17 protein-coding genes are annotated in these 18,296 nt (G+C 41.5%); 2 read left to right on the top strand and 15 right to left on the bottom strand.

What is annotated here, in order from left to right:
- Window positions 1-97: 97 nt before the first annotated feature.
- The gene (locus tag B4F08_RS12490; RefSeq protein WP_414632477.1) at window positions 98-1,984 is read right to left on the bottom strand and encodes a bifunctional metallophosphatase/5'-nucleotidase; all 1,887 of its coding nucleotides are present in this window, start codon (window positions 1,982-1,984) and stop codon (window positions 98-100) included.
- Window positions 1,985-2,279: 295 nt separating this feature from the next.
- Between B4F08_RS12490 and B4F08_RS12495 the strand changes: the two genes are divergently transcribed.
- The gene (locus B4F08_RS12495; RefSeq protein WP_104488387.1) at window positions 2,280-2,750 is read left to right on the top strand and encodes a Csu type fimbrial protein; all 471 of its coding nucleotides are present in this window, start codon (window positions 2,280-2,282) and stop codon (window positions 2,748-2,750) included.
- A gap of 23 nt (window positions 2,751-2,773) precedes the next feature.
- Here B4F08_RS12495 and B4F08_RS12500 read toward each other — a convergent pair whose 3' ends face one another.
- From B4F08_RS12500 to madL, 13 genes are all read right to left on the bottom strand, one after another.
- On the bottom strand, window positions 2,774-3,751 hold the full coding sequence (locus tag B4F08_RS12500) for a Csu type fimbrial protein (RefSeq protein ID WP_291374541.1): 978 nt from the start codon (window positions 3,749-3,751) through the stop codon (window positions 2,774-2,776).
- Window positions 3,742-6,090, bottom strand: a complete 2,349-nt coding sequence (locus B4F08_RS12505; protein ID WP_291374542.1) for a fimbria/pilus outer membrane usher protein — start codon at window positions 6,088-6,090, stop codon at window positions 3,742-3,744. The genes B4F08_RS12500 and B4F08_RS12505 overlap by 10 nt, the downstream gene beginning before the upstream one ends.
- Window positions 6,091-6,117: 27 nt before the next feature.
- Window positions 6,118-6,867, bottom strand: coding sequence for a fimbrial biogenesis chaperone (locus B4F08_RS12510; protein WP_291374544.1), 750 nt, complete (start codon window positions 6,865-6,867; stop codon window positions 6,118-6,120).
- A 43-nt stretch (window positions 6,868-6,910) separates the two neighbouring features.
- The gene (locus B4F08_RS12515) at window positions 6,911-7,387 is read right to left on the bottom strand and encodes a Csu type fimbrial protein (RefSeq protein ID WP_086208693.1); all 477 of its coding nucleotides are present in this window, start codon (window positions 7,385-7,387) and stop codon (window positions 6,911-6,913) included.
- Window positions 7,388-7,972: 585 nt separating this feature from the next.
- Entirely contained in the window at window positions 7,973-8,896 is a 924-nt protein-coding gene (locus B4F08_RS12520) for an acyltransferase domain-containing protein (RefSeq protein ID WP_291374546.1), read from the bottom strand.
- Complete coding sequence (gene mdcB, locus B4F08_RS12525; RefSeq protein ID WP_291374548.1) at window positions 8,874-9,752, bottom strand: triphosphoribosyl-dephospho-CoA synthase MdcB; 879 nt, start codon at window positions 9,750-9,752, stop codon at window positions 8,874-8,876. The genes B4F08_RS12520 and mdcB overlap by 23 nt, the downstream gene beginning before the upstream one ends.
- A complete protein-coding gene (gene mdcG, locus B4F08_RS12530; RefSeq protein ID WP_291374550.1) occupies window positions 9,730-10,410 on the bottom strand; it encodes a malonate decarboxylase holo-[acyl-carrier-protein] synthase in 681 nt (226 codons plus the stop codon). Before mdcG ends, mdcB begins: the two co-directional genes overlap by 23 nt.
- 10 nt (window positions 10,411-10,420) lie before the next feature.
- Window positions 10,421-11,137, bottom strand: a complete 717-nt coding sequence (mdcE, locus tag B4F08_RS12535; RefSeq protein WP_291374551.1) for a biotin-independent malonate decarboxylase subunit gamma — start codon at window positions 11,135-11,137, stop codon at window positions 10,421-10,423.
- A gap of 4 nt (window positions 11,138-11,141) precedes the next feature.
- The gene (locus B4F08_RS12540) at window positions 11,142-12,029 is read right to left on the bottom strand and encodes a biotin-independent malonate decarboxylase subunit beta (RefSeq protein ID WP_291374552.1); all 888 of its coding nucleotides are present in this window, start codon (window positions 12,027-12,029) and stop codon (window positions 11,142-11,144) included.
- Window positions 12,030-12,032: 3 nt separating this feature from the next.
- On the bottom strand, window positions 12,033-12,341 hold the full coding sequence (gene mdcC / locus B4F08_RS12545; RefSeq protein ID WP_291374553.1) for a malonate decarboxylase acyl carrier protein: 309 nt from the start codon (window positions 12,339-12,341) through the stop codon (window positions 12,033-12,035).
- Window positions 12,342-12,346: 5 nt separating this feature from the next.
- Window positions 12,347-14,002: a malonate decarboxylase subunit alpha gene (gene mdcA, locus B4F08_RS12550; RefSeq protein WP_110973814.1), complete on the bottom strand. Its 1,656-nt coding sequence runs from the start codon at window positions 14,000-14,002 to the stop codon at window positions 12,347-12,349.
- 21 nt (window positions 14,003-14,023) lie between these two features.
- On the bottom strand, window positions 14,024-14,785 hold the full coding sequence (gene madM, locus B4F08_RS12555; protein WP_086208701.1) for a malonate transporter subunit MadM: 762 nt from the start codon (window positions 14,783-14,785) through the stop codon (window positions 14,024-14,026).
- Window positions 14,786-14,848: 63 nt separating this feature from the next.
- Entirely contained in the window at window positions 14,849-15,250 is a 402-nt protein-coding gene (madL, locus tag B4F08_RS12560; RefSeq protein ID WP_110973816.1) for a malonate transporter subunit MadL, read from the bottom strand.
- Window positions 15,251-15,386: 136 nt separating this feature from the next.
- On the opposite strand from madL, the gene B4F08_RS12565 reads away from it, so the two are divergent.
- Window positions 15,387-16,055 (top strand): GntR family transcriptional regulator, encoded by a 669-nt coding sequence (locus B4F08_RS12565; protein ID WP_086208703.1) that lies wholly within the window; start codon window positions 15,387-15,389, stop codon window positions 16,053-16,055.
- Window positions 16,056-16,156: 101 nt separating this feature from the next.
- Here the strand turns inward: B4F08_RS12565 and B4F08_RS12570 are convergent, their stop codons facing one another.
- Window positions 16,157-17,992: a monovalent cation:proton antiporter-2 (CPA2) family protein gene (locus B4F08_RS12570; protein WP_291374555.1), complete on the bottom strand. Its 1,836-nt coding sequence runs from the start codon at window positions 17,990-17,992 to the stop codon at window positions 16,157-16,159.
- Window positions 17,993-18,296 lie beyond the last annotated feature (304 nt).

Raw genomic sequence — 18,296 nt, forward strand, 5'->3', positions numbered from 1 at the left:
AATGAAATCGAATACAGATGATTGCTCATTTAAGCTGATGTTTGAATGGCCTCAAAGTCAGTTACATACCGACTGACTTTGAGGCATTAAACCAGCTTTACTCTTTATAATGTTGTGTACTGTAGTGCTCAACAGGTAAGCGTGTTAACACCTTTTGTCCTTTCGCACCTGGCATGCTTTCGACATACTGTAAGAAAGCTTCAGCATAATCTAAACCCACATCAATCCGACGATCACCCGTGATACCTTTTAAACTGGTATAAAAGTCTTGACCATCGGCAAGGAAATTAATGGTAATCACTTGATAGGTTTGGTTTACATTTAAAGGCAAATACTGTCCATCAGCATTTCGCACTTGTAAATTCGATACCCGTTGGCCTTTGACTTGGGTTAAATCGACATCCCACGTTAAGCCCCCTGTATAGGGATAACTGCCAGTGTTGTTCAAAACCACGGCATCAATCGCGTCTTCTAAAGTTGATTTAATTTCCTGCCCTGTGGCTTGTAATTGCACCAATGTATTTTTAAAAGGCAAGACCGTATAAATTTTCTCAACCGTGATATCGCCTTCTGGTACATCCACTCTGACCCCGCCACCGTTTTGAATCGAAATATCCGCATTAAAATACTTTTTGCCTTGTTGTAAAAAGGCTTCTGCCACCAATTGTTGCACATCTCCACCATGTTGATTGGTGAAATCAGCTTTATTGCAAATATCTCCTAGACTTGAACGTGAGGCATCTCTAGTGGTGCCTGGAACACGACGTAAGCAAAGATTGCTTTCAGCTCTTGCTACAATTTCTTTGCCTAATAAATTTTTAGCCACTTTATACGGTTCTAAAATACTTAAAGCCGTCGCATCAGGCTGTACAATTTGTAAAGCATTGCTATTTTCAACATCTTGCCTAATATGCGCGATTTCAGTTGTATTCAGTAGGACTGCATCTTTTGCAGTACGTTTAAAGTCATCACCAATCAATACATTGGCCTTACCTGTACAAGCATCAACTTTACCATTGGCGTCAAAGTTGACTTTTAACTGCCCCACCACATACGCATATTGCCATGCTTGTACTACGCAAACTTGATCACCCTCTTTATTTTTCAATAAAGTTGGATAATCACCCTCAGGGGTGATGCCATAGTTCTTCAACTTTGCATCGGCCAATAAAGTATGCGAATCTCCGCCCACAATCACATCAACTCCAGATAACTGCGTAGCCAGTTCTTTTTCCGCCCCATAACCCAAATGCGACTGTACAATAATTTTATTGATGCCTTGCTGTTTTAGTTCATCAATATATTTCTGTGCAGTAGTCACTTCATCTTTAAATACTGTATCTGTATTTGGGCGTGATGCATTTTTGGTCTTATTGGCAATGGTAAGGCCAATCAATGCAATTTTTTGCCCTTCTTTTTCCATAATGGTATACGGCTTCACCAAATCTGTTCGATACAACGGTGAACTTGGCCCAAACTCGACATTGGCACTGAGTATCTGAGTTTTAGTCTTACAACTGCCTTTATCGTTTAAAAAACCCATAAACTTTTGTAGACCAGCATCTGTATTATCAAATTCATGGTTGCCCAAGGTCATCGTATCGAAACATACCGTATTCATAAGGTCTGCCTCGGCTTCACCTTCTTTCAAGGTAAAATAGAGATCCCCCGTTATGGCATCTCCTGCGTGAATTTTGATTGCATTTTTCTCACGACTCGCCAAATCATTCATCAATGCTGTGACTCGTGCAAAACCACCATTCGAGACTTGGATTTCCTCTCGCTTTCCTGCCGAAGTTTCTAACATTAATTTTACCGTCTCCTCATCTAAGTGTGAGTGGCTATCATTAATGTGGAGAAGATTGACTTCGAGTGCTTTATTCTGCACGTCAGGTGCAGTATTGTTTTTATTATCGTCGTCATTACATCCAACAAGTACGCTGCTACACAATAAAAAACCACCACTCAAACTTAACAGCTTAATGGCTCTATTTCGAAGAATCACGGTTGTCCCCAATGCTTATTTATTAAACAACCATCATGCAAGGGCACCGTTTAAAATTCGTGACACTGGTGAAATATTCTTAATATTATTTACATTATTTTGATATTTAAACAGTTTTTCTATTACTTACACCAACATGGTTTTACCAAACGATTAAATATAATTCAGTTTCTGCATTATTATGTAATATAAATTATAGTAATCAACGCTATATTTCCCTATATTAGTCACATAACTATTGATAATCATTGTAGTCTCGTGGAGACAGTACACCATGAAACTTTTCAAATATTCTTTCGCAATTCTTGCCGTCATTTCTGTTTCGGCGTATACCATGAGTGATCGTCAATCCTCACAATTTCAAGTCAAAATGCAAGTTACAGAAATTTGCGATATTGGAACAGGCAGTACTTCGGATATTGATTTTGGAACAGTGACTCGTAATGCACAGAATGTGCAAGCGACAGGAAGTTTAAATGTTTATTGTACCAATGGAACACCCTATAACATTGCGTTAAACAGCAACGGCAGTTTAAAACATAGTAATGATATTTCTATACAAATTCCTTATCAGCTATACCAAGATGCTGCCATGAGTAAAGAATGGGGCAATATTGCAGACAATCGTTTGTCTCAACAAGGTACTGGGCAAACGCAAAATATTACCATTTGGGGAAAAGTTCCCAATGCTAATGTTCCTGCAGGACAATATAGTGACAAAGTGACCGCAACCATTACCTATTAAGCTTACAAGGAATAATGAGCAACTTAGTAAGTTAAAGTGACTGTGATTGTGTCGGAGTATTGTCCAATACTTGTGATTGTTTGAGCTGGAACAGCTGCATACACAGGAACACTCTGGTTATCTACAGGATAAAAAACATTCGCCTGCCATATTTGTGAACGACTAACATCTTTATATAAATTGTACTGAATATAACTTCCCACTGCATTTCTCATTCGTCTTTGGCTTCCTTGCGCATTTACGCCATTATCCAAACTAACTTGCATACTGGTTCCTGTTGGACAAGCCAAACGAATAAGTCCTGAACCAAATAATGGGGTGTTTAATTGTTCAACAGCTCCAAAGTCAATATCCGTAGCCGATTGGATTAAACAACTATTTTCATAATTGGAGTTAACGATGAGGTTATTATTTCCTGTATTTGAATTTGCAAAAACCTCTTCATTGCTAGGTATTGCAGAACCATAACGAAAAGCAGAATAAAGTTTCAGATTTACACTATTTGTGGTGTAACTTCTCGCAGGAACCACTTGCCCAGCGAGCACTTGTCCATATATTTTAATTTGAGTACTTGCATTCGCCTGCCCAGCCTCGACTTGAAAAGTCTGGCACTGCGCCTGACTTTTACGGTCTGAACCTGGAATTTTGTACGTTCGCGCAGCATCATAGTACAAATGATAATTGAGCAGTGTTTCAGGATTATAGCTAATCATACTACGAGGATCATTCCCCGAAGGAGATGTACTATCAATTGCTAAACACATTTTATATGTGACTGGCTGACTCCAATTAGAGTTACAGCTAACCGTGACATCCGTTGAAGCAGTAGAAGAACCTTGAGCATTTGCAGTACCTAAACTGAGAGTTGCCCCCCCAATCCAGCAGCTTTCTGCATGCGCAGGCGAATAGATCAGCCCACAACTAAGGAGCAACAAGCCAATACAAGCCAAATAATGGCTAGAATAGTTCATTTTAAACCAGTGACTGTAGTTTACTGACATACGATTTGCCCCAAATCACTATAACCATTTAAAGTTTCAAGATCTGGCAACTTTACTCTGCACTGCTTGAGCTGATCACCTATATATAGGGTATTATTTTTTACATTATCCAAATACACCATACCATCATGCGCCACAATAGTCGTCGGTTGAAGTTGCTCATTTGGTTTTTCTTGCCAGACAGAAGTTCCTACCGAAAGGTTATTTCCTTGCAAATCGACCACTTGAAGTTGTAGTGATTTGACCTGATACATCGGGAACCGAATAAATACCCCACTCGACTGCCGAGGAACTGCATCCTGCTGTGTCGTTTCAATTTTTAAATTGATCGGTAAATCCAAAGTATCTACAGCCACACTGTTATGCTGATATGGATTTAAATAATCAAGCAGTAAATAACCTTTCCGATTTGTTTTGCCAATTAAACGATTTTCTAAACGTACAGGTACATCTGCAACTTGATCTGTTGAAACAACTGCAAATGAACCATTGCCTAGACGTTTAGCTAATACTGTATCTTTTAAAATCACCAACCCACCACTCACTGAAGCATAAGCACTGGTATTATTTTGTTGATCAGATTCGGTATGTTGCACATTAAATTGTGCCAAACCATAACGTCCTAAATAATCCAACTGCCCCTGAAATTGTGAATATTGCTCAGTATGGTTGGCTAAAGCTTGCCAACCTAAACCACCTTGGTCTTGATCCACAGAATGTAAAACATTCAGACTCATTTGGTTTTGGTCATTGCTACGCTGAGCGGTAAGTGTCGCAGAATTACGCTTTGCCCATGGTAAATTTAAAGATAGATAATAACTATTCTCTTTATTTAACAAGTCACGGCTATAACTCAAACTCAAGTTCATTCGTCGCGGTAAAATATAAGACCAGTTGAGCAAGACAAAACGATTACTCGCTTGATCTATGTATTCCTGCTGAATATAGCTACCGCCAAATTGTCCAAATTTAGTATTTAGTCCCATATAAAATTGATCGGACTGGCTTGCAAATGTTGCATCGTTTAAGCTTGCAATATCATTAAACTGTCCGAACTGACGTAGGCCATTATAGTTTAGACTGAGCAATGCGGAGTTCCAGCTATAGCCAAAACCCAACAATTGACCTTGTTGCTCGGATGTATGGCTATAAGCATAGGAAACATTGATTTGCCCTGCGCGCTTGCCTAATTGATAAACTGTTCCTAAACCTGCTTGTTGCAATTGTTCCGTAAGCTCGGCATGCGTTTCTACTGTGAAAGTATTACTTAGTCCATAACGATAATTTCCACTAAAAGCGGGATCATTCGCATAATCAAAAGAAGATAGACCATAATTAAGCTTAGGATAACCCAAGTTCAAAGACCAATCATTTAGTCCCTGTGCCAATAAATGATTGGCACGATACAAAGAAAAACTTTGAACTTGCTGCTGACCATTGATGTCGGTAATGACCATCTGGGCATTTCCAGCCCCCGTAATACTCGGGATGGTTTGGATATCAAATTGCCCCGGTACCACATTTTGTGAAGATTGCTTGATCCCATTAATAATCAGATCAATTTGAGAGGGCAAAGTCACCTGCCCCTTAAAACTCATTAAGGGCGTGGTTACCGTATAAGGCTGTAATGCAAAGTTTTTAGATATGCTCAAACCGCTCAAACGCGTTGAACGTGTCCATGTAAGCGCATCACTTTGAGCATCACCTAAACGCAATCGCAGCAATTGATTTGGAAAATCTTTTTCCCAATACGTATCAAGTATTTGACCATCAGTCGCGACATGATCTCGATACTGATAATTTCCTGACAGACTTAAAACGCCATTAAATAAGCCAAAATAGCGTAGCTCATTCCAACCATTAAATGAAAAAACATCATCATTTTGTTGGGCAAATGCCGTGTAGTTAAGTAACAGCCCCTTTTTTTCTTGTAATGGGTTAATACTGGCGGCAGGTAAAGCTTGATAACCATATTGGTTTTGTCCGCTTAACAACTCGACAGGTACTTGTATTGATATTTTCTGATTCAAATCATCATACTGATAGCTCAATCCATTAATTTGATCAAGCGCAATATAAGTAGCTTGATCTATGAGCATTTGCGGAGCATCCGCATGAATGGCAAAACTATCTAAAGATGCACGGTCTATATAAAGCTGTTGACCTCGTTGCAGGAAATGACCAATTTGTGGCTGAACAGACTGATTAAGTTCGACATCCAAGTATAAGTCTTGCTGGATTTCACTTGCTTGCTCTGGGGAGTCCGACTCTGCAAAAACGTGAGGAGCAATAACAATAATTAGCCCTGCACAGAGTAAACGACCGACTCGAACGTTCAATGAAGAAACTCCCAAAGACATAAGATATCAAGGAGATATAGGAAGTTCTTGTTCCCGAACATCCATATTTACAACTGCTACAAATTTTCCATTAGGTTTGACATTTATCGTAGCAGGAATAGACCATTGCATACTTTGACCACTCAGCACATACCCCATGAGTCCTTTTTGGATGGGTGTTTTTTGCCCCTGCGCATCAACATAGGCAAACTGGCTAAAACGTTTATAGTGCGGAGACAGGTTAGTAACCGTTAATTTGTTCGCATTGTATTTAAATGTCATGCCATTGAGCGAGGTTACACCTTGTTGAATGACATCAGTGCTTGAGGCCTTAAAAAATACAGGAATTGAATATTTCAACAACAACTGAAGACCACTTTGCTTTTCTGCTTGAGGGTTCGGTAGCTCATCAACAATCAAACGATAAGCTTGCTCAGATGAGTTATTGCTTGCAGTACTACGAATAAGACGAACCAACTGTCTTTGGCCTGCGGGAATCGTCAATACCATTGGGCTTGCGATCAGATCTTTAGACGGGGTTAAAATATCTTGATTATTGGTTTGCGTCCAAGCATTTACTCGAACTTGACCTTGGATGGCTTCATCCCCAGTATTGGTTAACCAAAGTTCTTTGACTTTTTCTTGAGGCGAAAATTCCAATAAAATAGGCGCAACCTGCAAACTTGCAGCATGCGCCTGTATCATAAAAATACTCGTTGCCAATATACCTAAGCTACACTTACGCAGTACATTTGACCAACGCGACGTATTTTTCATGCCGATACCCTTTTCGTGAAGAATATCCTTACGATAGCAAAAATTAATACGTTACTGTAGCGGTAACCGTGTCGATATATTTACCTGCTCGAACATTTGTTGAACCAGATACTTTTGCAACAACAGGAATAGCCTGTACGCTACCTGAACCTACACCTGAGTATAGATTACTATTATTATCCCACTGGCTTTTGTCACTTGTATTTTGGAATAACTGATATGCGATGCTAGATGAAGTATCTGTCTCATGTGTCATTTTCCCACTGCCTGCTAAACCCACTTTATATGGTGTTTGGCTTGTACAAGTAACATTTAATGTTCCTGTTTTATCATTTGCAGCCACAGCACTGTTTACACTACCAAAATCAATATCAGTGGCATTGATTGCACAAGTAGAAAGCACTTCAATTTTCACTTTAAAGTCAGCAGTTGCTGTTTTTGAAGTGGTAGCCGCATTTGCCTGTCCAGCTAAAACTAAACCAGCAGAAGCCAATAATGCAGTAGTAAGAAAATTTTTCATATAACGACCTAAAACTATTAAATTAGATAATCAAAAAGCAATCGCTATGAATAACATTGCTTTTTATAGATACTTTTTTATATAGAGGTTCACACATATAAAAAGTAAGCGTGAAATCTATCACATTTTTTAAAATTTTCAATAATTTTTTTTATTTTTTGGCATTTTTTGTTATTTTCATCATTTTTATTTATCTAATAGTGAGACCATACGCATAGTAGAAGATTATAGATTTTGGAGCACAATTTTGTTCTAAAATCCCATAAACGAGTGAGGTAATCGCTTAAAAATTAAAAATAAATGATGATATGTAGAATAGAAAATTCAGCTTCATACTGCGTTTTAAAACTCGATAAACATGATTGCTATCAATAATCCATTGCCCTTCTAAACCAACCATTCGTCGTAGGTTCAAGCTAATTTAATCAGGACAAAAAGCGGATAAGGGAACACGGCTCTTCATGTGTTATTCAGTTCATCTACATACTGAAGAAGTGATGTAGACATTGAACGATCTTCAGGACGACTGAGTGTGATTTAAAACGAAAAAGCACCGAATAAATTTTATCTCATATCGTCTTCGTTTCAGGATGATCCAATACTTTGTTTTTCTAACCATACCTGCAATCCAGACCAACTTTTAAAATCATCCACCGCACGTACGATGCAATGTGGATTACGCTCCAAGAGCATTTTACTTAAGGCGTTGCCTGGCCCAATTTCTAAGACTACATCAGGCTGATTTTCTTGTATTGCACTTAAACAAGCATCCCAATCAATCGCGTGATTCATTTGCTGAATGAGCGCACTCACGGCATCTGTGGTCTTAAAAAACTTATGCCCACCCGAACCGCTAATCATGGCCGTGCACAAACCAGCAAAGTCTTGTTGTTGTAAAACCTGCCGATACGGCTGAACTGCAGCATCCATGCATGCGGTATGCGATGCAACGGTGACATTCAAGCGTTTAACAAAACGTGTTCCTCGCAATTCGAGTTGCTGAGTCAACTGCTGTAAATTGGCATCAGCCCCACCCACGACAAAACTACTATCACTGAGCTTAATGGAAAGTGCGGTTGACGTTTCAGTCAACAACGCTTCAAGTGTATTGAGATTGATGCCCTGAACAGCCATTAAGCCACATGCATGCTGAGAGGCTAAAGACATTAACGAGGCTCGCTGCTGGGCCAAATATAGTCCTTGCTCCAAACCTATCTGCGTTGCACAAATGAGCGCACTTAACTCGCCGAGAGAATAGCCTGAGAAACTCATAAGGTCCTCAATCTCAGGCTTTAACTTTTGCCAACGACACCATTGCAAAGCAAAAATAAAAGGCTGCGCGAACTCATTCGCATACAAATCTGCTTCGGTTAAATCGGAACAAAATAGTCGTGGCAAATGTTGCTTTAAACTCTCTGATACATGAAGCTCATCTGCCAAAGTGAGTAGCTCTTGCACATGGGCTAAGCTTTGAAGTCCTTGCCCACTAAATATGATTGCGAAATTCATGTTCCACCTTCAGCATGAATAAAGTCACCCCCAATAAATCGGCACTGCCCCCCGGACTTAAACGATGCTGAACGAAATAACCTTCCACTTTAGCTACGTCTTGCATCCAATTGTGCTGTAGCACACCGCCACGGGCCAAAAACTGCTTGGCTAGATCCTGCACAATATATAAGGCTGATAAACCACCGCGCCAAACGATATTGGTGTCTTGTACATAGGCCATCAGACTGAATAAAGTCTGAATTGTAGCCTGCTGTGCATTGGCCGTTCTGGCATAAATCTCGATATACGTCGGCAAAGCAACATCCATCACCGTTTTAAAACCTGAAGCCACTTCTTCAATCGCCCCTGTGATGCCATATTGACTACGCATACGTTGTCCGTGGCTGTTGGGATTACGCTCTAGATGATGTAACAGTTCATCCTGCCAAGTACTTTGAATTTTGTGACTGATTGAGCCTGCATTCAAGGGACTATCAGCTGCTAGACATTGTCCTACTGCAGCACTGGCAAAACCTAAATTAAAAATCGCCCCTTTATGGGTATTGATCTGCTGAGTTGCGGTCATCATTTTTTGTTCAGCTAAAATGCCACATTGTCGAATCTCGTCAAAATCGACATCGTGATAGCCATTCAAGCATTGCACCTGAAAATAGCCCTGTAACGCATTCACACTGCATTGGAACAAGCTAAAGTCCATGTCATGATGACTGCCCTGTGAACTTGGACAAACCAAACCGGGCTTATGTTCTAAACTGGCTTCATCCAATAACGCCATACATGCCAAACGGTCTAATCTTTCAGCAGTCCTGATAATGTTCGGACATAAAACTTCATGTGGTTGTAGCATTTGCATATCCAAGCTTCCCTTCGAAGAATTGTTCTAATCTCAGCATCTCGACACGCTGAATTCCTTTGACGATCACTTGCTGTTTCATTTCAGGAAAAACCGCAATTAACTCATTAAATGACATATGCCAGTCTGGATGGGTTTGAATCTCTCCATCCAAGCGAATAGAACTCTGAGCTTGAGCCTGTTGAAGCAGATTTAGAATCTCTGAAGTGTGTGTTAAATCTTTTGGATATAACACCAAATCCAAGTCTGATGTTGAACGTACATAAGCTTCTTTAGTGAGATATTCATAGGCATAGGAGCCATAGACATATACTTTGCAGCCCAATTGTTCTAAGTTGCCTGCAAAATCACTCAGCACTTTAGGTTGTAGGAGCTGCGAATCCGCTTTTAACAAAGCCTGTAGAGAAAGCGGTCGAGTGATCTGCTCGATCTCGTGTTTCTCGACTAAGCACGCCACCCGATATTTATAGCCTTCAACCAAGCAATTGACCGCCAGCTTCACTTGTCCCGCATCCAGATCGTCCTGCCGACAAACGGTCATTGGAATATGTTGGCTCAACAGCTGATACACCTTTTGTTTCACTGTTTCAGGTAAAGAAACATCTAAAAAATGTAAGTGTGCTGAATCACAAAGATAAGCTAAGTCATGACGATCCATATCTGCTTCCTTAACTGTGGACAACTTTCTCAATAATGGTATTACACAACACACGCCCTTGACGCTGCTGCCCCACCATACGGCGTTGATCTGTCAGATAAGCTTCGAGATGTTGTTGTTGATTTAACAGCGCTTGGCTAACCCAATCGGTCTCCAAATCTGGCCAAATGGCATTGATTGCGCCCATTTTGTAAAAGTTTTCTGCCCCTGGAGCAAAAATAGCTGAGCTTTGCGACAACTCTTTTAACTTTTCGACTGGAATTTTAGTGACCCGTGCCATCGCGTTTAAGTCCATAACTTTCACTTGAGAATCACTCAGTGCATAAACTTCGTTTGCCATGAGGCCATAGGACAAGAACCCACCACTGACGGCTTGACCAAAAATAATCGCAAGATTGGCATGTCCACTTCTGCGCAGTAGGTCAACACAAGATGCCAAATGCGCGAAGGTACGGTTTAAGCACAGTAACTCATCGGCACGAGAAAGCGCTTGACCTTGAGTATCCACAATAAACACTACAGGTGTCTGTTGCTTCTGCTGTACCAACTCTAAAATTTCACCTGCCAGTTCCATCGCAATCTGTTGATTAATAGGTGCTGCATTGACTGTGCCAAGAATCCGCACTGGGCCTGCATCCGTTTGCGCATTACCCTTAATCACATAACCTTCGATCTGATAATCCAGTTGATGCGGAAACAACTGTTGTAAAAGTAATTCTGTATTCATGAGCTCATCCTTGCTTTAACAACACAACTTCATGGGCAGACAACATCGGAATTTTTTCTGGCTGTGAAATTCCCATGTCATGCCAAATCTGTAAACCATCATTTTTACCAAACCAGCGTTGGTACTGCTGCTCAAGCTGTTGCTGCTGTTGCAATAATTGTTCTAAATCTAAAGAAGCAGCCTTGGCGTCTAGTTGCGTTAAAATCACATCACGAATATCGGTAATATCATCCTCAACCAAAGCCTGCACATGGTTCAGTAAGTAACGATGTTTACCGCCAGTCACGCGCCAAACCAAAGCACGGTCTTTCGAGTCAAACTCTTCTACGCCTTTAACTGTTTCAATCACTTCTGGCCCAGACAGTGCCAAACGTCCTTCTTCCGTCATAATGATGGCACTGCTCAAACACGAACTGATGCCCATACCACCGAAAGCACCACAGGTTCCGCCAATCACCGTAATAATGGGAATGCCTGCATTTCGTACCTGTAACATGGCACGCATAATTTCGGAAATAGCGATGAGACCGGCATTGGCTTCATGCAAACGCACACCACCTGAATCGACAAAAAACAGCACCGCTTGCGCTTGATCTTGAATGGCTTTATGCAAAAGACCGACAATTTTCGCCCCGTGGATTTCCCCCACAGCACCGCCCATAAACTGGCCTTCCTGCGCCATGATATGTACAGCTGTTCCGTTTACACGTGCCGTACCAATAATCACGCCATCATCAAAACTACCCGGAATATCCAAAGCAGACAGGTGTGGGCTGACTTCAACTTCAGTCGGTTTGAGTATTTCATTAAAACTCTGAGCATCGACGAGCGCTTGAATCCGCGCACGTGCGGTTTTTTCATAAAAACTGTTTTTGAGCATCACTTGATCCATGTTCTATACTCCCTTAAACATAGATATTGCTTGGCTTAAGCGTAGGTTCACCACTGCTGGGGTTGCGCCCATATCATTTAACTGAAATTTAAGCCCTGCTACTGCATGACGTTGTGCAAACTCATTCAGCACAGACTTCCAAACATGTTGAAAACCGACGGCTGATGTGGTGACTTCAATCCGACAAATATCCGCCTGATCATGCTGTGAAACCAAGACTTCTAAATTTCCAGAACCGACCACACCACAAATGACCGCCGCTTGTTCGGCGCTCAGCGGCACTGATTGCAATTCAAATTTTAACTTTTCCATGTCGATCACCAGTTTCTAAAGCGACTTGGGGGGCTATATAAACCACCCGACCATTTAACTAAATCTTTCACCGATTTTGCCGCCAACAAATCACGACTGACCTGTGTTGGATCAATGCCTAAATCTTCTGGGCGTTGAATAATGCCGCGCTGGCGTAACTCGTCCACTTTGGTCTCATCACGCTGCATCCCCACTGGGGTATAACCTGCCACACCACGGATGGCTTGTTCACGTTCTTCTGGGGTTCGACATAACAGTAAGTTAGCAATACCTTCTTCCGTCACAATATGGGTCACGTCTTCGCCATAAATCATGATGGGCGGAAGTTCACTCTCCATTTTGTCCTGCAATTGCCACGCATCTAATTCTTCAACAAAGACAGGATGCATATGTTCACGGTATGTTTCGACCAATTGCACCACCAACTTACGCCCTTTAATCAGTTTACCGTCGACCGCTTCACGGCCTGCTTTGGTATAGGCATAACTGGCATGACGGCGTCCATGCGGGTCAGAGCCCATATTCGGCGCACCACCAAAACCAGAAATACGGTCTACGGTTGCAGTTGAACTGTTGCCCTGTAAGTCAATTTGCAAGGTTGAACCGATGAACAAATCACAGGCATATAAACCCGCAGTTTGACTAAAGGCACGATTGGAACGCATGCTGCCGTCACTGCCTGTAAAGAACACATCTGGACGCTCTTTAATATAGTCTTCCATCCCTACTTCAGAACCGAAGCTATGGATCGAATCGACAAATCCACTTTCAATCGCAGGAATTAAAGTTGGATGCGGATTCAAAGCCCAATTGGTACAAATCTGTCCCTTTAGTCCTAAGGATGCCCCATACGTAGGCAGCAATAATTCAATTGCCGCAGTATCAAAACCAATACCATGATTTAAGCGTTGAATTTGATATGGTGCATAGATGCCTTTAATGACCATCATCGCCATTAAAATTTGCACTTCGGTAATTTGTGCAGGATCACGGGTAAACAATGGTTCTATATAGTTGTGCTTGGGACTTTCGATATAAAAATCGACCCAATCCGCAGGTACATCCACACGCGGTAACTTATCGACAATTTCATTGACCTGCACAATCACAATCCCGCTTTTAAATGCAGTCGCTTCAATAATTGCAGGCGTATCTTCGGTATTCGCACCTGTATAAAGATTGCCCTCTCGGTCGGCCGCATGTGCCGTAATCAAGCAGACATTTGGCGTCAAATCAATAAAGTAACGCCCATACAGCTCAAGGTAAGTATGGATCGAACCAATACTGATTTTTTGCTGCTGAACCAATTGCGCTAGACGTAAACTTTGTGGGCCTGCAAAGGAAAAATCGACCTTAGAAGCAATACCTTTTTCAAAGACATCTATGTGACTGGGTAAAGCCAATACCGACTGTACGATATGTAAGTCATGAACTACCTCTGGATTACACTGGCTTAAACTCTTTGACAGAAAATCGGCCTGCTTTTGGTTATTACCTTCCAAACAAACGCGATCACCACTGGAAATCACCGTTTCCAAAAGTTCAATCACCCGAGCATGCTCAACTTGTTTTGCAAAGCCTTTTTCTTTGGCAAGATTCAGTTTTTCTAGTCTGCGGGTACGCTGCTTATCCCATAAGCGCGTCTTAACCATTTGGTTCATGGGGTCACCTTTATGCTGTGCTTAGCCGAAGATGGCATTGATTGTGAGAAAAAATACAGAGGGCCCAAGTAAACAACCAAGACCGGTATAGAAGGTTGCGACCAATGCACCATAGGGCACTAAACGTACATCAGTTCCTGCTAAACCTGCTGCTGTGCCACTGGTCGTTCCTGCCATTCCACCAAAAACCATGGCAGAACGTGGACTTTTGAGATACATAAATTTTGCGAATAACGGTGTACCCACCATGAAAAACACCGCTTTAATCAGACCAATTGCAATTGATAATGCAATCACTTCTGAGCTTGCACCGATGGCTGAACCTGTTACTGGTCCAACGATATAGGTCATCGCACCTGCGCCAATCGTGGTCATCGAAACAGGATCTTTATAGCCCATCAACCACGCCACCATTGCACCGATCAAAAATGGAATCACGCAGCCAAGTGCAAGCGCGATCAGACCCACCTTTCCTGCTTTTTTCACTTCTTTGACGTCAACTTCAAACGCCGTTGATGCAATGGCCAAGTCACGAATCATGGCACCACCGAGTAAAGCGAAACCTGAGAAAATGGCGATATCTGAAATGCCCTTTTCACCTTGAGTATAAATCCCTGCAAAATAAGCCAAGACCAGCCCCAGAGTGATGGCGATGGCTGAGCTTTGTAACTTGCCTTTGGTGAGATATTTCGACAAAAGATGCGACACATACATCATTAAACCAGTCACTGCGAGCGCCGCGACGAGGGCATTTTTGGTAAAAACCGTAATTATTTCTTCCATTGCGTTTCTTCCTTGTAACCGTACAACTGATTGTTATTTCGTGTTATGACAACACCCTTGTCCTTAAGCGGCTTTTTCAGTTGGCTCTACAGCCCATTCATAGCTGTCATAGTCGCCACTGGATTTATTCAACCAACGAATCACCAAGACAGTGCCAATTAAAGACGCAACCGAAACAATCAAACCCAACATCCCACCCGACATAGCCGCAACTACGTTTTGGCCTGCCGACATGGCAACCACAATCGGGATATACATACCTGACCAGTACAACACACCAAATTGAGTCACTTGAGGTAAGTGCCCACGTTTCGCTAACAGTTCCTTCGATAGAATTAATAAAATCATGGCGATGGCCACACCACCTACATTGGCTTGTACACCAAGGGCAATCCCGAGAGCATTGCCTAGATAAACACCAAGTAAATGGCAGACTGCCAATATGGCTGTTCCGTAAATAATCATTGCTGAATCCTCCCTGGATCATGCAGCGCTTCTAATAATCTGACTTATAATTTGCTATAGTTATAGCTTATCTGTATCCAGTGTACAATGTTTTGTACTCAAATAAACATAAATTGTATACAATTTTTGGTGATGTATGACTTCAATTGCGGAACTTCCTCTTTCTATTCAAATTAGTAAAAAGTTAGAGGATGATATTATTTATGGCTTTTTCCTGCCTGGGACGAAGCTAGATGAACAAGAACTGTGCGAACGCTATGGTGCTTCACGTACCCCGATTCGTGAGGCATTAAAGCTATTGGCCGCTGAAGGCTTGGTTGAAATTCGCCCACGTCGTGGCGCAATTATTCCAGCCATTAATTCACTCACTCTCTGTGAAATGTTCGAGGTGATGGCTGAATTAGAAGCCATGTGTGGACGACTGGCAGCACGGCGCATTCAACCTGAAGAAAAGCAAGAATTACAACGCCTGCATCAGTTATGTCAGGACTATTTAAATCAGAACGACTCAGAAAATTATTATGAGGCCAACCGTTTATTTCACTTTGCTATTTACCAAGCCAGTCATAATGCCTTTTTAATTGAACAAGCCTGTACCTTGCACAAACGTTTGCACCCATACCGCCGCCTACAACTCCGCGTTAACCATCGAATGAATCATTCATTTTCAGAGCATAGCGCAATTTTAGAGGCCATTTTTGCAGGTCATGAACAAGAAGCCGAGGCTTTGCTGAAAGCACATGTGGTAATTCAAGGTGAGAAATTTACGGATTTTATTTCAACCTTAGAACATTTAAATACTTAATTAAGCAACCATACCCTTAAGCCACATGGAATTACTTCATATAGAAAAAGAGGCCTGAAACAGACCTCTTTTATCTCCAAGTTTAAGCGTTAAACGAAAACTCAACTATCCGTATCACGAGGCTTTATGAATTCGTTATCATTTAAAACTTGCCCTGTATGCTGTGGCTTAATCAACGGTGAAGTAGGACGAGGGTTACGCTGAGTGTACTGTATCCCAATACCTGCATTAACATCATCAGCCGCTACCTCCGTTTCAAAACGCTGACTATCTAAAGCACGAATATCATCACTCACTTGCTGTATTTCTTCTGGACTAACACCCAGTTGCTGCAAGGCAGTTTGACCTAGAACCAATGCGGATTCAAAGGTTTCCCGTACCATCAAACTGACATTTTTCTTCGACAGATACAACGCATGTTCACGGTCATAACAACGTACAATCAGTTTGGCTAAAGGAAACTCAGCATTGACTAGTTCTACAATTTTATTAATGGTTTCTTTGTGATCAACACAAACCAAAATGGCTTCGGCTGTATCTGCACCAGATGCATGTAAAATATCTAAACGACATCCATCGCCATAATAGACATCAAAACCAAATTTTTCTGCGTTTTGGATCATGTTGACATCGTTATCAATAATGGTCACATCCACGCTACGAGCCAATAACAACTGACTGGCCACCTGACCGAAACGACCGAAACCAATCATTAGTACTTTGCCTGTTAAGCCGTCAGCAACTCGCACCTGATCTAATGAATGCTCATCCGTTGCAATAGTAAAGCGTTTAAATATCACCCCAATAATTGGAGTCAACACCATGGATAGCACGACAATTGCAGTTAAATTTGACTTAATGGTGTTATCAATAATTTGAGCGGTCGTTGCGGCACTAAAGAGCACAAATGCAAACTCACCGCCCTGCGCCATGAGTAAAGCTCTATCCAAGGCTTCAATATGATTACTCTTGGTTAAACGTGCCACCACATAGATCATGAGTGCTTTAGTCAACATCAGCGCAATCACACCACTGAGGATGAGTTGCCAATTTGCTTTGACCACAGACAAGTCTAAAGACATGCCTACCCCTAAAAAGAATAGCCCCAAAAGTAGACTTCGGAACGGTTCAATATCCGCTTCAATTTGATGGCGAAAAGTTGATTCGGAGAGCAAAACGCCTGCTAAAAATGCTCCTAGCGCCATGGATAAACCACTGAGTTGCATCAGCAACGCGGCACCTAAAACCACCAAAAGTGCAGCGGCAGTCATGACTTCACGTGCTTTCGCTGCTGCTAAAACTCTAAATAAAGGATTGAGTAGCCAATGCCCAGCAACAATTAAGCCAGCAATTGCCAGTAGCCCTATGCCAATCCCTTGTAAATCAATTGATGAACTTTCAGTCGCATGATTGGGGGACATAAATGCGACCAAGGCTAATAATGGAACAATCAATAGATCTTCAAACAGCAGTATTGCAACGATCTTTTGCCCCCGCCGTTGATGTAATTCGCCTCGATCATTGAGCAATTGCATCACGATGGCAGTCGAGGTCAAAACAAAACCCGCAGCAGCAATGAAAGCTATTTTCCAACTAAAACCAAACAGCATGCCCATGCCTGTCAACGCAGCCACCGCGATCAAGATTTGCAAACTGCCCAATCCAAAAATTTCTTTCCTTAAACTCCACAAATGTGAAGGCTGCATCTCCAATCCAATGATAAAGAGGTACATCACGATGCCCAGCTCAGCGATATGTAAAATGGCTGTAGGATTATTAAAAAAAGCAAAACCAAATGGCCCGATAATCAGCCCTGCAATTAAATAACCTAAAATAGATCCTAGACCAATACGTTTAAAAAGGGGAACGGCAATCACCGCAGCACTTAACAGTACGACAGGACCCACCAATCCTAATGAATCAACTTCTGCACTCATGTTTTTCTCATCTTTATTTTTTGCTAATCCATACTAACTTTACTATTTTTTAATTTTACTCAATAAAATCTATTTAAAATGGACTGACCTGTAGTTGATGACTTTTGCTCGAATCACAACTTAATTTTCACAACTTGGCAACTAGCGGACTAAACGAATTATGCTCATAAATGATGCTATACTGAGAACTATATACAGCATTGTCGTTTTACATCAAGGCTTTGTTTCATCAAAAAGAAGAGCATTTTTGCTTCAGTCGCAACATACTTCTATTGAAGACTCGTTCAAATTATCAATCTAATGC

The sequence above is a fragment of the Acinetobacter sp. UBA6720 genome (assembly GCF_002454215.1).
Classification (GTDB): domain Bacteria; phylum Pseudomonadota; class Gammaproteobacteria; order Pseudomonadales; family Moraxellaceae; genus Acinetobacter.

Bases quoted from the DNA above. Each gene is read 5' to 3' on its own strand.
- B4F08_RS12500 (WP_291374541.1), bottom strand. From the start codon at position 3,751: ATGTCAGTAAACTACAGTCACTGGTTTAAAATGAACTATTCTAGCCAT.
- madL (WP_110973816.1), bottom strand. From the start codon at position 15,250: ATGATTATTTACGGAACAGCCATATTGGCAGTCTGCCATTTACTTGGT.
- B4F08_RS12565 (WP_086208703.1), top strand. From the start codon at position 15,387: ATGACTTCAATTGCGGAACTTCCTCTTTCTATTCAAATTAGTAAAAAG.
- B4F08_RS12520 (WP_291374546.1), bottom strand. From the start codon at position 8,896: ATGAATTTCGCAATCATATTTAGTGGGCAAGGACTTCAAAGCTTAGCC.
- mdcE (WP_291374551.1), bottom strand. From the start codon at position 11,137: ATGAATACAGAATTACTTTTACAACAGTTGTTTCCGCATCAACTGGAT.
- mdcC (WP_291374553.1), bottom strand. From the start codon at position 12,341: ATGGAAAAGTTAAAATTTGAATTGCAATCAGTGCCGCTGAGCGCCGAA.
- mdcA (WP_110973814.1), bottom strand. From the start codon at position 14,002: ATGAACCAAATGGTTAAGACGCGCTTATGGGATAAGCAGCGTACCCGC.
- mdcB (WP_291374548.1), bottom strand. From the start codon at position 9,752: ATGCAAATGCTACAACCACATGAAGTTTTATGTCCGAACATTATCAGG.
- mdcG (WP_291374550.1), bottom strand. From the start codon at position 10,410: ATGGATCGTCATGACTTAGCTTATCTTTGTGATTCAGCACACTTACAT.
- B4F08_RS12540 (WP_291374552.1), bottom strand. From the start codon at position 12,029: ATGGATCAAGTGATGCTCAAAAACAGTTTTTATGAAAAAACCGCACGT.
- B4F08_RS12570 (WP_291374555.1), bottom strand. From the start codon at position 17,992: ATGAGTGCAGAAGTTGATTCATTAGGATTGGTGGGTCCTGTCGTACTG.
- B4F08_RS12510 (WP_291374544.1), bottom strand. From the start codon at position 6,867: ATGAAAAATACGTCGCGTTGGTCAAATGTACTGCGTAAGTGTAGCTTA.
- B4F08_RS12495 (WP_104488387.1), top strand. From the start codon at position 2,280: ATGAAACTTTTCAAATATTCTTTCGCAATTCTTGCCGTCATTTCTGTT.
- B4F08_RS12515 (WP_086208693.1), bottom strand. From the start codon at position 7,387: ATGAAAAATTTTCTTACTACTGCATTATTGGCTTCTGCTGGTTTAGTT.
- madM (WP_086208701.1), bottom strand. From the start codon at position 14,785: ATGGAAGAAATAATTACGGTTTTTACCAAAAATGCCCTCGTCGCGGCG.